The organism is Neorhizobium descurainiae (genome assembly GCF_051400715.1).
Classification (GTDB): domain Bacteria; phylum Pseudomonadota; class Alphaproteobacteria; order Rhizobiales; family Rhizobiaceae; genus Neorhizobium.
On sequence record NZ_JBLFFK010000015.1, the window covers coordinates 116,283 to 129,158 of the forward strand.

General features: G+C 61.0%; 13 protein-coding genes. All 13 read left to right on the plus strand.

Going from position 1 to position 12,876, the window contains the following annotated elements:
• Window positions 1–48: 48 nt before the first annotated feature.
• Window positions 49–975 (plus strand): urea ABC transporter permease subunit UrtB, encoded by a 927-nt coding sequence (gene urtB / locus ACMGE0_RS22820; RefSeq protein WP_436818184.1) that lies wholly within the window; start codon window positions 49–51, stop codon window positions 973–975.
• 13 nt (window positions 976–988) lie between these two features.
• Entirely contained in the window at window positions 989–2,122 is a 1,134-nt protein-coding gene (urtC, locus tag ACMGE0_RS22825) for an urea ABC transporter permease subunit UrtC (protein ID WP_436818185.1), read from the plus strand.
• Between the two features lie 12 nt (window positions 2,123–2,134).
• Window positions 2,135–2,887, plus strand: a complete 753-nt coding sequence (gene urtD / locus ACMGE0_RS22830; protein WP_436818186.1) for an urea ABC transporter ATP-binding protein UrtD — start codon at window positions 2,135–2,137, stop codon at window positions 2,885–2,887.
• Between the two features lie 9 nt (window positions 2,888–2,896).
• Window positions 2,897–3,586 carry an urea ABC transporter ATP-binding subunit UrtE gene (gene urtE, locus ACMGE0_RS22835; RefSeq protein WP_436818187.1) on the plus strand — a complete coding sequence of 230 codons (690 nt, stop codon included), beginning with the start codon at window positions 2,897–2,899 and terminating at the stop codon, window positions 3,584–3,586.
• A 48-nt stretch (window positions 3,587–3,634) separates the two neighbouring features.
• Window positions 3,635–4,867 (plus strand): formamidase, encoded by a 1,233-nt coding sequence (fmdA, locus tag ACMGE0_RS22840; protein ID WP_436818188.1) that lies wholly within the window; start codon window positions 3,635–3,637, stop codon window positions 4,865–4,867.
• A 68-nt stretch (window positions 4,868–4,935) separates the two neighbouring features.
• Window positions 4,936–5,268 carry an FmdB family zinc ribbon protein gene (locus ACMGE0_RS22845; protein WP_436818189.1) on the plus strand — a complete coding sequence of 111 codons (333 nt, stop codon included), beginning with the start codon at window positions 4,936–4,938 and terminating at the stop codon, window positions 5,266–5,268.
• Between the two features lie 254 nt (window positions 5,269–5,522).
• Entirely contained in the window at window positions 5,523–6,848 is a 1,326-nt protein-coding gene (locus ACMGE0_RS22850; protein WP_436818190.1) for an ABC transporter substrate-binding protein, read from the plus strand.
• Window positions 6,849–6,949: 101 nt separating this feature from the next.
• Window positions 6,950–7,918 carry a carbohydrate ABC transporter permease gene (locus ACMGE0_RS22855; protein WP_436818191.1) on the plus strand — a complete coding sequence of 323 codons (969 nt, stop codon included), beginning with the start codon at window positions 6,950–6,952 and terminating at the stop codon, window positions 7,916–7,918.
• On the plus strand, window positions 7,915–8,868 hold the full coding sequence (locus ACMGE0_RS22860; protein WP_436818192.1) for a carbohydrate ABC transporter permease: 954 nt from the start codon (window positions 7,915–7,917) through the stop codon (window positions 8,866–8,868). The genes ACMGE0_RS22855 and ACMGE0_RS22860 overlap by 4 nt, the downstream gene beginning before the upstream one ends.
• Window positions 8,865–9,077 carry a hypothetical protein gene (locus tag ACMGE0_RS22865; RefSeq protein WP_436818193.1) on the plus strand — a complete coding sequence of 71 codons (213 nt, stop codon included), beginning with the start codon at window positions 8,865–8,867 and terminating at the stop codon, window positions 9,075–9,077. The genes ACMGE0_RS22860 and ACMGE0_RS22865 overlap by 4 nt, the downstream gene beginning before the upstream one ends.
• A gap of 3 nt (window positions 9,078–9,080) precedes the next feature.
• On the plus strand, window positions 9,081–10,178 hold the full coding sequence (locus ACMGE0_RS22870) for an ABC transporter ATP-binding protein (RefSeq protein ID WP_436818194.1): 1,098 nt from the start codon (window positions 9,081–9,083) through the stop codon (window positions 10,176–10,178).
• On the plus strand, window positions 10,171–11,178 hold the full coding sequence (locus ACMGE0_RS22875) for an ABC transporter ATP-binding protein (protein ID WP_436818195.1): 1,008 nt from the start codon (window positions 10,171–10,173) through the stop codon (window positions 11,176–11,178). The genes ACMGE0_RS22870 and ACMGE0_RS22875 overlap by 8 nt, the downstream gene beginning before the upstream one ends.
• A 36-nt stretch (window positions 11,179–11,214) precedes the next feature.
• On the plus strand, window positions 11,215–12,855 hold the full coding sequence (locus tag ACMGE0_RS22880; RefSeq protein WP_436818196.1) for a dihydroxyacetone kinase subunit DhaK: 1,641 nt from the start codon (window positions 11,215–11,217) through the stop codon (window positions 12,853–12,855).
• Window positions 12,856–12,876 lie beyond the last annotated feature (21 nt).

A 12,876-nucleotide genomic window follows, 5' to 3' on the forward strand; every position in this document is an offset into this window, starting at 1 on the left:
GGCGGCGCCCCTTTCCTTCCATCCTCAATTGCGAACGGCGAGGCCGCGATGATTGGCGACTATACCTTTGGCGAGTTCACTTCGATTTTGGCCATGCAGGGCTTCGCAGGCCTCAGCCTTTTTTCGGTCTTCGTGCTGATGGCGCTGGGTCTTGCGATCATCTTCGGCCAGATGGGCGTCATCAACATGGCCCATGGCGAATTCATGATCCTCGGCGCCTATGTGACCTATCTCTGCTCCCATCTGGTGACCGAATATGTGCCGGTGTTGTTTCCGGCCTATTTCTTCGCGGCCATGACGCTCGCCTTCTGCGCCTCTTTCGGGCTGGGCGTGCTGGTCGAGTGGGGTCTGATCCGGCATCTTTATCGTCGGCCGCTCGATACCTTGCTTGCCACCTGGGGCCTGTCGCTGATCCTGCAGCAGGTCTACCGCTCGGTCTTCGGCGCCCGCGAAATGGGCGTCACCCTGCCGGACTGGATGATGGGCTCGGTCGCGCTGACCGACATGATCGAGATCCCGATCAACGGCCTGTTCGTCATGGCTCTGACCATCCTGATCGCCTTCGCCGTCTATCTGATGATGGCGCGCTCCACCTTCGGCAAGCAGGTGCGCGCCGTGCTGCAGAACCGGGTCATGGCCGGCGCCGTCGGCATTGACACCAAGCGCGTCGACCGAATGACCTTCGGGCTCGGCTGCGGCATCGCCGGGATCGCCGGTTCCGCCTTCACCATGATCGGCTCGACCGGGCCGACCGCCGGCCAGCTCTATATCGTCGATACCTTCCTGGTGGTCGTCTTCGGCGGCGCCGGCAGCCTGATCGGCACGATCGCCTCCGCCTTCACCATCTCCCAGGCCCAGTCGGCGATGGAATTCTTCATGAGCGGCTCCATGGCCAAGGTACTCACGCTGCTCACCGTCGTCGGCATCCTGATGCTGCGCCCGCAAGGCCTGTTCACACTCAATATCCGCCGCTGAGGAGTACCGAACCATGACCTCCGAGACTTTTCTGTTCAAGCAACGCGAATGGGTGGCGCTCGCCATTCTGGCCGCCCTGATCCTCCTCGTCCTGCCCGCCACCGTCGATGTCTTCCGGCTCAACCTGGTCGGCAAATACCTGACCTATGCCTTCGTCGCGCTCGGCCTCGTGCTCTGCTGGGGCCTTGGCGGTATCCTGAGCCTCGGCCAGGGCATCTTCTTCGGCCTCGGCGGCTACTGCATGGCGATGTTCCTGAAGCTGGAGGCCTCGACCCCGGAGGCGACGAAGATCCAGTCGACGCCCGGCATTCCTGATTTCATGGACTGGAACCAGGTAACCGAACTGCCCTTCTGGTGGCAGCCATTCCATTCCTTCGGCTTCACGCTGATCGCAATCGTCGCGGTGCCGACCGCGTTTGCCTATGTCATCGGCGCAGCGATGTTCAAGCGGCGGGTCGGCGGCGTCTATTTCGCCATCATTACCCAGGCGGTGGCCGCCATCCTCACCATCCTGATCATCGGTCAGCAGGGCTATACCGGCGGCGTCAACGGCATCACCGACCTGCGCACGCTGCTTGGCTGGGACATCCGAACTGACGAAGCCAAATTCGTGCTCTATTTCGTCAATGCGGTGCTGTTGATCGGCTGCCTGGTTCTCGCCCAGTTCGTCCGGGTGTCGAAATTCGGTCGGTTGCTGGTTGCGATGCGCGATCGCGAGGACCGCGTGCGCTTCTCTGGCTATGACGTGTCGAACTTCAAGATCTTCGTCTTCTGCCTGGCGGCCGCCTTCTCCGCCATCGGCGGGGCGATGTTCACCCTGCAGGTGGGCTTCATGTCACCCTCCTTCGTCGGGATCGTGCCGTCGATCGAAATAGTGATCTTCTGCGCGGTCGGCGGTCGCCTGTCGCTGTTCGGCGCGGTCTACGGCGCGCTGCTCGTCAACTTCGCCAAGACCTCGTTTTCCGAGAGCTTCCCCGAACTCTGGCTGTTTGCCATGGGCGGGCTGTTCATCGCCGTGGTCATGGCCTTCCCCTTCGGCCTTGCCGGGGTCATCCGCGAGCATGTCGAGCCGGCGCTGTTGAAATTCACCCGGATCGTGGCGCTGCTGCGCCCCGGCGCCGCGGCTGCGCCATCCTCCTCGAAGTGAAAGGCCAAGGCGATGGACCCGAACGCACCAGCCGACTTCCTCCTGAGTGTCGAAAGCCTCACCGTCTCCTTCGACGGCTTCAAGGCGGTCAATGACCTTTCCCTCTATGTCGATGAGAATGAGATCCGCGTGATCATCGGTCCGAACGGCGCTGGCAAGACCACCGTGCTCGATCTGATCTGCGGCCGCACCAGGCCGACCGAGGGCTCGATCCGCTTCAGGGGCCAGGAACTGACCGGCATGCGGGAGCACGAGATTGTGCATGCAGGCGTCGGTCGCAAATTCCAGAACCCGTCGATCTACGAGGACCTGACGGTGTTCGAGAACCTCGAACTCTCCTTCCCGCGGGGCCGCAACGTATTCGGCGCGCTGTTCTTCCGGCGCGACGCCGAGGTGCGCGACCGCGTTGAGGAGATCGCCGAGATGATCTTCCTCAAGGACCACCTGAACACCGAGGCGGCGATCCTCAGTCACGGGCAGAAGCAATGGCTGGAGATTGGCATGCTTCTGATCCAGAGCCCCAAGCTCTTGATGCTGGACGAGCCGGTCGCCGGCATGAGCATCGCCGAGCGCAGGAAGACCGCGGAACTCCTGAACACCATCATCCGCAACCAGTCCGTGATCGTCATCGAGCACGACATGAAATTCGTCGAGGACATCGCCCACCGGGTCACGGTGCTGCATCAGGGACGGGTGCTCTCCGAGGGGTCGATGGAGCGCGTCAAGAACGACCCGAAGGTCGTCGAAGTCTATCTCGGCCATTAGGAGGACGCCATGCTCGCAGTCGAAAACCTTCACGTCGCCTATGGCCAGAGCGAGGTCATCCATGGCCTCGACCTCACCATCGCGCCCGGCGAAATCGTCGCCATCATGGGCCGCAACGGCATGGGCAAGACCACGCTGATGAAGTCGCTGATCGGCATCGTGCCGTCCAGCCGAGGCATGATCCGCATCGCCGACCGGTCGATCGAGACACTCGAAAGCTACCAGCGCGTCGGCGCGGGCCTCGCCTATGTGCCGCAGGGCCGCATGATCTTCTCGGCCATGACCGTCAGGGAGAATATCGAGACCGGTCTCACCGTGACGGGTGAAACCACCGTGCCGGACCAAATCTACGAACTGTTTCCGGTGCTGCTGGAAATGAAGGGGCGGCGCGGCGGCAATCTCTCCGGCGGCCAGCAGCAGCAGCTGGCGATCGCCCGGGCGCTCGCATCCCGGCCGAAAGTGCTGATCCTCGACGAACCGACGGAAGGCATCCAGCCGTCGATCATCAAGGAGATGGCGCGCACGCTCCGCCGCATCCGCGACGAGATGGGCCTTTCGATCCTTGTTTCCGAACAGGTGCTGAGCTTCGCACTCGACATGGCCGATCGGGTGCTCGTCATCGAAAAGGGCCAGATCGTCCACGAGTCCCCGCGCGCCGGCATCGACGAGGAGAAGGTCTCCGCCTTCCTTTCCGTCTGACCACATTCCGCCACCCGATACATTCACGAAGCAAGGAAGGACAACGGCATGCCCGATACCCTCATCAAGGTGGACTTAAGCGAGCCCGCCTACGGCAACGAGAAGATTCACAACCGCTGGCATCCCGACATTCCGATGGCCTGCTGGGTCGAACCCGGCGACGACTTCCGGGTCGAGACCTATGACTGGACCGGCGGCCAGATCAAGAACGACGACGATGCCTCCGACGTGCGCGACGTCGACCTCTCGCAGGTCCACTTCCTGTCCGGCCCGATCGGCGTGAAGGGTGCCGAGCCCGGGGACCTGCTGGTGGTCGACATCCTCGACATCGGCGCCTTCGACAACAGCCTATGGGGTTTCAACGGCTTCTTCTCCAGGAAGAACGGAGGCGGCTTCCTGACCGAGCATTTCCCGGAAGCACAGAAGTCGATCTGGGACTTCCACGGCATGTTCACCTCCTCGCGCCACGTGCCGGGCGTCAAATATGCAGGCCTCATCCATCCGGGCCTGATCGGCTGCCTGCCGGACCGCAAAATGCTGGACCTGTGGAACAGCCGCGAAAAGGCGCTGTTCGACACCGATCCCACCCGCATACCGGCGCTTGCCACCCTGCCGGATGGCGGCCCGACCGCGCATATGGGCGCTCTCAAGGGCGAGGCCCGCGACAAGGCGGCCGCCGAGGGCGCTCGTACGGTCCCGCCGCGCGAGCACGGCGGCAATTGCGACATCAAGGACCTGTCGCGCGGCTCGAAGATCTATTTCCCGGTTTATGTCGACGGCGCCGGCCTTTCCATGGGCGACCTGCATTTCAGCCAGGGCGACGGCGAGATAACCTTCTGCGGCGCCATCGAGATGGCGGGCTGGTTGCATATCAAGGTGTCGCTGATCAAGGACGGCATGGCCAAATACGGGATCAAGAACCCGATCTTCCGACCCTCGCCGATCACGCCGAAATACGACGACTACCTGATCTTCGAGGGCATCTCGGTCGACGAGGGCGGCAAGCAGCATTATCTCGACGTGCACATTGCCTACCGCCAGGCCTGCCTGAACGCCATCGAATACATGACCAAGTTCGGCTACACCCGCGCCCAGGCCTATGCCATCCTCGGCACGGCGCCGGTCCAGGGCCATATATCCGGCGTGGTCGACATCCCAAACGCCTGCGCGACGCTGTGGCTGCCGCTCGACATCTTCGAATTCGACATGAAGCCCGGCGCCGACGGTCCGAAAATATTCCTTGATGGCAAGGCCGACGTGCCGCTCGCCCCCGACCTTTGATCATACGAGGCAATCAGGGTGGCGATGCCGCCGCCCTGATTGTGCATCTCAACGACCCGGAGCCAGCCATGCCCTATTACGACTATTCCTGCGACGCCTGCGGCCCTTTCACCGAATTGCGCCCTATGGTGCGCTCGGCCGAACCTTGCGACTGCCCGACCTGCGGCACGCCGGCACCGCGCGCCTTCTTCACCACGCCCTTCTTCGCCAAGATGGAAACGGGCGCACGAGTGGCGCATCAGATCAACGAGAAGGCGGCGCACGAGCCCAAGACCTCGAAAAGCCTCGGTCACGCCCCCGGATGCGGCTGCTGTGGCGGCAAGGCCAAATCGAAGGCGGTCTATCGCGCCGACGGCGCCAAGACCTTCCCTTCGGGGCGGCCGTGGATGATCAGCCATTGAGCGAGCCTCTCGGCTGGCGCACGCCGGGCTTTCATGCAGGTTTTCGGACGTCGTGATGCGGCCCGTCGAAGGAGCGCGGTACGTCCTTTCATCATGTGCAGTGCAGCAACGATTATCGCTTGCAATGTTTATAAAAATATCTATCACTAAACATATTGCTAAACATGAAAGTTGAGGAGTTCATGTAGGCATTCTCTGACATTGGTGGACTTGCGTGTCGGCGGGGAGCCGGCCTTTGGTTCTGGGAGGAACTCATGCAGAAAACATTGAAAGCCCTTCTCGGGCTGGCCTCGGCGTCTACCATGTCGCTGGCGTTGCCCAATATTGCAAAAGCTGATCAATTAACGCTGTGCTGGGCCGCCTGGGATCCTGCAAACGCACTCGTCGAGCTGTCGAAAGATTTCACCGCCAAGACCGGAACGGACATGAAATTCGAGTTTGTCCCGTGGACGAGCTACGCGGATCGTTTCCTCAACGAGTTGAACTCACGCGGTAAGCTCTGCGATCTGATCATCGGCGACAGCCAGTGGATCGGCGGATCGGCGGAAAACGGCCACTACGTCAAGCTCAACGACTTCTTCGACAAGGAAGGCATCAAGATGGATGACTTCGTGCCGGCGACGGTCGTTGGCTATTCCGAATGGCCGAAGAACACGCCGAACTACTGGGCGCTGCCTGCCATGGGTGACGTGGTTGGCTGGACCTATCGTAAGGATTGGTTCGAGCGGCCGGAACTGCAGAAGGAGTTCAAGGAGAAGTATGGTCGGGAACTCGTGGCCCCCAAGACCTACGACGAGCTGAAGCAGATTGCCGAATTCTTCCAAAAGCGTCAGATCGACGGCAAGACCGTCTATGGCGCTTCGATCTACACCGAGCGCGGCTCTGAAGGCATCACGATGGGCGTGACGAACGTCCTCTACAGCTGGGGCTTCCAGTACGACAACCCGGACAAGCCCTATGAAATGAATGGCTTCGTCAATTCACCCGATGCAGTGAAGGGTCTGGAATTCTATAAGGCACTCTATGATTGCTGCACGCCGCCCGGCAGCTCCAACGTTTACATGGTGGAGTCCGCGGACGCCTTCAAATCCGGCCAGGTCGCGATGCAGATGAACTTCGCCTTCACCTGGCCGGGCCTCTACAAGGACGAGAAGGTCGGCGGCGACAGGATCGGGTTCTTCCCCAATCCAGCTGAAAAGAAGCATTTCGCACAGCTTGGCGGACAGGGCATCTCTGTTGTCTCCTATTCCGACAAAAAGGATGCCGCTCTGCAATACATCAAGTGGTTCGCTCAGCCTGACGTCCAGGCCAAATGGTGGCAACTCGGAGGCTACTCCTGCCTAAAGTCGGTCGTGAACGCTCCGGATTTCGCATCCAGCCAGCCCTATGCCCCGGCATTCCTGGACTCGATGGCGATCGTGAAGGATTTCTGGGCCGAGCCGAGCTACGCAACCCTTCTCCAGGATATGCAGAAGCGTGTCCATAACTATGTCGTGGCCGGCAACGGCACGGCGCAGGAGGCGCTCGATGGCCTCGTGAAGGATTGGACCGAGGTCTTCAAGGACGACGGCAAGATCTAGTGCCCGGCTGGAGGCGCAGCATCCTTGCCGGAATGGCGGCCCGGATCGCCAAGACTACCGGGCCGCCACGTGTCTCACACACGCAAAGACCAGGTGATATCTTGAACATTTCCTCTTCCTCCATGGTCGAAAAGGCAGCGCACGCAACGGCAAGGGCGACGCCCACATCGGTCGCTCACCGTGTCCGCGGGCTATCGGATCGAGCGATCGCCTGGCTGTTTATCGCCCCGACCATCATCCTTCTTCTTGCCATCAACATCTTCCCGCTTATCTGGGCAATTTATCTCTCATTCACGAACTATCGCGCCAACCGTCCAAATGCGCCGGTCCAGAATGTCGGATTGAGCAATTACGAGCGCGTTCTGACCGACCCTGATATCTGGCAGGCTATGCAGACGACAGCCCACTTCGTGTTCTGGACGATCCTGCTGCAGACGGTGATCGGCTTTACGCTCGCCTATCTTATCGACCGGAAGTTTCGCGGCCACGCGTTCTGGACGACACTGATCCTGATTCCGATGATGCTGTCTCCGGCCGTCGTCGGCAACTTCTGGCGCTTCCTTTATGAACCGCAGATCGGTCTCTTCGCCTATGCCGTTTCCCTCGTCACCGGCATCCCGACCGCCGACATCCAGATGCTCGGCAACGTCTCGCTGGCGCCCTGGGCGATCATCATCGTCGATACCTGGATGTGGACGCCGTACGTCATGCTGATCTGCCTGGCGGGTTTGCGTTCCATCCCCGACTACATCTATGAGGCCGCGGAGGTCGACCGCGCCTCCGCATGGCGGCAATTCTGGTCGATCACCGTTCCGATGGCGCTGCCGTTCATCATGCTCGCCGTACTGTTCCGCGGCATCGAAAATTTCAAGATGTTCGATATGGTCACGCTGCTGACGGGAGGCGGTCCGGGTTCGATCACCGAGGTCGCCTCCATCACCCTGAAACGTGCCGCCTTTGAGAGCTGGGCTACCGGAAGGGCGTCGGCCTTTGCCATCGTCCTCTTCGTTGCCGTGTTCGGCCTCGCGAACATTTACGTCAAAGCGCTCAACAAGGTGAAGCAACGATGAGCTCCGTCACCTCAGCCCACTCGGTCGTCGAGCCGAGCCAGACCAGCAAGCGCATCGCTGGCGCTATCGTGATCCTTTACGCTTTGATCACCCTGATCCCGCTCGCCTGGATCTTCCTGACCAGCATCAAGTCTCCACCGGATTCCATCAGCTATCCTCCGAAGGTCGTCTTTACGCCGACGCTGGAAGGCTATTGCAACCTTCTGACCACCAGAACGCGGCAGACGCCGGAATATATCGCCTCCCTGCCAGCACCGACCGGCACCTGTGACGAGGTGACCCGCAAGCGGAACATGGTGATTGCAGGCCCCTCGAATTTCCTGCCGCGCTTTGCGAATTCCTTGGTGATTGCCTTCGGCTCGACGTTCCTGGCCGTCTCGCTGGGAACGCTGGCCGCCTACGGCTTCTCCCGCTTCAGAGTGCCGCTTGCCGACGATCTTTTGTTCTTTATCTTATCGACGCGCATGATGCCGCCCATCGCGGTCGCCATCCCGATTTATCTCATGTACCGCGAGCTTGGTCTTTCCGATACGGCACTTGGCATGATTCTGCTTTACACCGCAGTCAATGTCTCGCTTGCGGTCTGGCTGCTCAAGGGTTTCATCGACGAGATCCCGCGGGAATACGAGGAGGCGGCAATGATCGATGGCTACACCCGGCTGCAGGCCTTCTGGAAAGTCGTCCTGCCACAGGCGACGACTGGAATCGCGGCCACCGCGATCTTCTGCCTGATCTTTGCCTGGAACGAATATGCCTTCGCAGCATTGCTGACCTCGGGTCAAGCCCAGACGGCGCCCCCCTTCATTCCAACGATCATCGGCGAAGGCGGTCAGGACTGGCCAGCCGTCGCTGCGGGAACGACGATCTTCCTGATTCCGATCCTCGTCTTCACCATTCTCCTGCGCAAGCAGCTCTTGCGTGGCATCACCTTCGGAGCGGTCCGCAAATGACGCATCTCATTGAAACACCGCGGCCATCCCGCCCGAAGCGCCCCTTCTTCCTGCGCCGCGGCCCGATGGAGAACCTCGCGACCACGCTGATTGCGATCGGCTTCCTCATGCTGTTCCAACCATTCCTGCTGGTGCTCTACACCTACTCGCTGGTGACTCTGCTTGCCGGCACGGCCATGTTCATCATCGTCTCGAAGTTTCCGGAGTGAGCCATGGCAGACATCAGGGTAGAAAATCTCCGCAAGCAATTCGGTAGCTTCGTCGCGGTTGAGGATTCGAGCTTCACCATCCGTGATGGCGAGTTCCTGGCACTGCTGGGCCCGTCCGGTTGTGGCAAGACGACGACGCTTCGAATGATCGCCGGACTTGAGCTGCCGACCAGCGGCAAGATTTACCTTGACGGCGAAGACGTTACCTTCAACCGCGCCAGCGCCCGCGACATTGCCTTCGTCTTCCAGCTTTTTGCTCTCTATCCGCATATGAACGTGCGCAAGAACATCGGTTTTCCGCTCCTCTCGCAAGGGATGCCGAAGGCGGAGATCCGAAAGCGTGTCGAGGAAACCGCGCGACTGCTGCAGATCGGTCATATCCTGGACCGATCCGTCTCCGGACTTGCCGGCGGCGATCGCCAACGCGTGGCTCTCGGTCGCGCGATCGTGCGCCGCCCGAAGTGCTTCCTGATGGATGAGCCCCTTGGCACGCTCGACGCAGAATTCCGGGAAGTGATGGTCCACGAGCTGCGCGAACTGCATAATCGCATCCACGCAACGACGGTCTACGTGACGCACGATCAGCACGAAGCCATGGCAATGGCCGACAAGATCGCTGTCATGAACCATGGTGTCATCGAGCAATTCGGCACGCCGCAGGAAATCTACAGCAAGCCGGCCACCATGTATGTCGCGGATTTCATCGGGTCGCCGCCGATGAATTTTATGCGCTTCGTCTCCGGCCTCCAGAGCGGGGCGCGATCAGTCTCGCTTGAAGGCGTCAATGTCAGCGTTCCGGTGGTGTACCAGGACCTGGCCGAAACCGAATTGGCGCTTGGCGTCAGGCCGGAACATATCCGCTTCAGCGATACCTCGCCGTTGCGAGGAGCGGTCTACGGCAGCGAATATCTCGGAACCAATCAGGTCGTGGCAATCGAGACATCGAGCGGGGTTATCAAAGCCCGCGTTCCCGCAAACCGCAACTTCCGCATCGGCGAGACGGTTGGTCTTGAGTTCAATCCAGCCAAGCTCTCACTGTTCGACTGCAAGTCGGGTCGTGCCGTTGCTTCGGCACTCTATTCGGAGGTTGAACATGGCTGATGTTGTTCTCAAGAACCTTAGCAAGTGTTTCGGCGATACGCAGGCTCTGGCTGACTTGGACCTCTCGATCCGAGACGGTGAGTTCGTCGTCCTCCTTGGGCCAACGGGCGCCGGCAAGACAACCACGCTGCGCCTCATTGCGGGCCTGGAGCGCCCCGACGGCGGACGCATCGAAATCGGCGGTCGCAATGTCGCGGGCACAGCTCCGGCCGACAGGGACGTCGCCTTCGTCTTCCAGCAATATTCGCTCTATCCGCACATGACGGTCTACGACAATCTCGCCTTTCCGCTGCGAGCGCCGGTGCGCAAGCTCGCAAACGATGAAGTCGACCGCCGCGTCAGGGAAATTGCGCGCATGGTCAGGATCGACCACAAGCTGGAGAACCGTTCGACACGTCTGTCGGGTGGCGAAATGCAGCGCGTTGCGATCGGCAGGGCGCTGGTGCGCCGTCCCGCTATCTATCTTATGGACGAGCCGCTCTCTTCGCTCGACGCCAAGCTGCGTGCGGAGCTTCGTCTGGAACTGAAGCGTATCCAGAAGGAGCTCGGTTCGACCCTGCTCTACGTAACCCATGACCAGGTCGAAGCCATGACGATGGCGGATCGGATCGGCATCGTTGCTGAAGGACGATTGTTGCAAGTCGGAACGCCCCGCGAAATCTATGGCGATCCGGCCAGTCTTCATGTCGCGGCGCGCCTTGGCCAGCCGCACATCAACCTCTTGCCCACCGATCTTCTTCCCGGCGCCAATCCGCCGCCTGGAACCAAGACGATCGGGGCGCGAACCGAGCATCTCGATATCGTGCTCGATCAGAACGCCAATGCCCAAATAGACTGGATCGAGCACCTGGGGGACCAGAACCACCTGCACATCAGGGTGCGCGACCACAAGCTCGTCACGCTTGCCGATCCATACTTTGCGATCCGGCCGGGTGATCGAATCAGCCTGACGCTGCGCGATCCGCTCTATTTCGATGCCGGCGGCCAGCGCCTCGGATGAGAACGAAACAGTGGCATAAACGACGGGTCTTACTTCATGAAACACTTCTTCAATCGCCGGGAAACCATCGTCACCGAAGCCTTGGATGGCCTGCTCCTGACGAGCGGCCCTTCCCGACTGGCCCGTCTGGATACCTTTCCCGAGATCAAGGTGATCCTCCGTGCGGACTGGGATAAATCCAGGGTCGCAATCATCTCCGGCGGCGGTGCCGGGCACGAGCCCTCGCATGCAGGCTTCGTCGGCAAGGGCATGCTCACAGCAGCGGTGTCCGGCGAAATCTTTGCCTCGCCCAGCGTCGATGCGGTGCTGACGGCAATCCGCGCCGTAACAGGGCCCAAGGGTGCATTGCTCATCGTCAAGAACTACACGGGCGACCGCCTGAACTTCGGCCTTGCCGCCGAGAAGGCGCGTGCCGAAGGCTTCCACGTCGAAATGGCGATTGTCGCCGACGACATCGCCATCCCTGGGATCAACCAGCCGCGCGGCGTTGCCGGTACGCTCTTCGTGCACAAGATCGCCGGCTATCACGCCGAGGCCGGCGCCGATCTCAAGACAGTCGCTGCTCAGGCGGCCGCCGCAGCAGGCGACATCGTCTCGCTTGGCATGTCACTATCGACCTGCAGTGTGCCAGGCCTGGCGCATGAGGATCGGCTTGGCGCCAACGAGGGAGAACTCGGTCTCGGGATCCACGGCGAGCCAGGGGTCGAACGCATTGTACTGCAGCCGGTTGCCGACCTTGTCGCCACCATGGCCGAGCGGCTGGCCGCCAAGCTGGATAATTCGCACGACCATGCGTTGCTGATCAACAACCTCGGCGCCGTACCGCCACTTGAGATGAGCGTGATAGCGAATGCCGTATTATCATCTCCCCTCAGCCGCTGCGTGCGGCTTATCATCGGCCCGGCGCCGATGATGACCGCGCTTAACATGAACGGCTTCTCGCTGTCGCTGATCCGCCTGGACGCCAGCCGTGAAGCCGCGCTGACGGCTGCCGTTGGACCACATGCCTGGCCGCCCGCGATCAAGCGGCATGAGATCGCCATCATTCCCGCCCCTCAAAGAGCGCTTGCACGGAAAGAGGTGGTCCTGGCCAGCGACAACAGGCAGAACCGTCGTCTCCTGACGACACTTTGCGAGCATCTGATTTCTCTCGAAGAAGAGCTGAATCGCTTGGATAGCCGCGTCGGTGACGGTGATACCGGTTCTACGGTCGCGGCGGGCGCCCGCAGCATTCTTTTGCGCATGGACACTCTGCCGCTGGAGGATCCCGCCGCCACGATGGCCTCGATCGGCGAGATCCTGAGCACGAGCATGGGCGGCTCCAGCGGCGTGCTTCTCTCTATCTTCTTCACCGCCGCATCCCAGGCAATGGCCGAAAAGAAAGATATCGCTACTGCCCTGCTTGCCGGGCTTGATCGGATGACGTTCTATGGAGGGGCGGGTGTCGGCGACCGCACAATGGTCGATGCGCTCGCTCCGGCACTTGCCGCTCTGGCATCAGGGGGTGTCGCGGCCGCGGCAAAGGCAGCAGCAGCAGGTGCAGAGTCGACAAAGGCGATGCGGAAGGCAAAGGCAGGGCGCGCCTCCTATGTCGGCGAGAGGGATCTGGAAGGAGTGCCCGATCCAGGCGCCGTAGCCGTTGCAGGTGTATTCGAAATGGTGGCATCGCTGGTATGAGCGAGCGCCGGGAGGATTTTG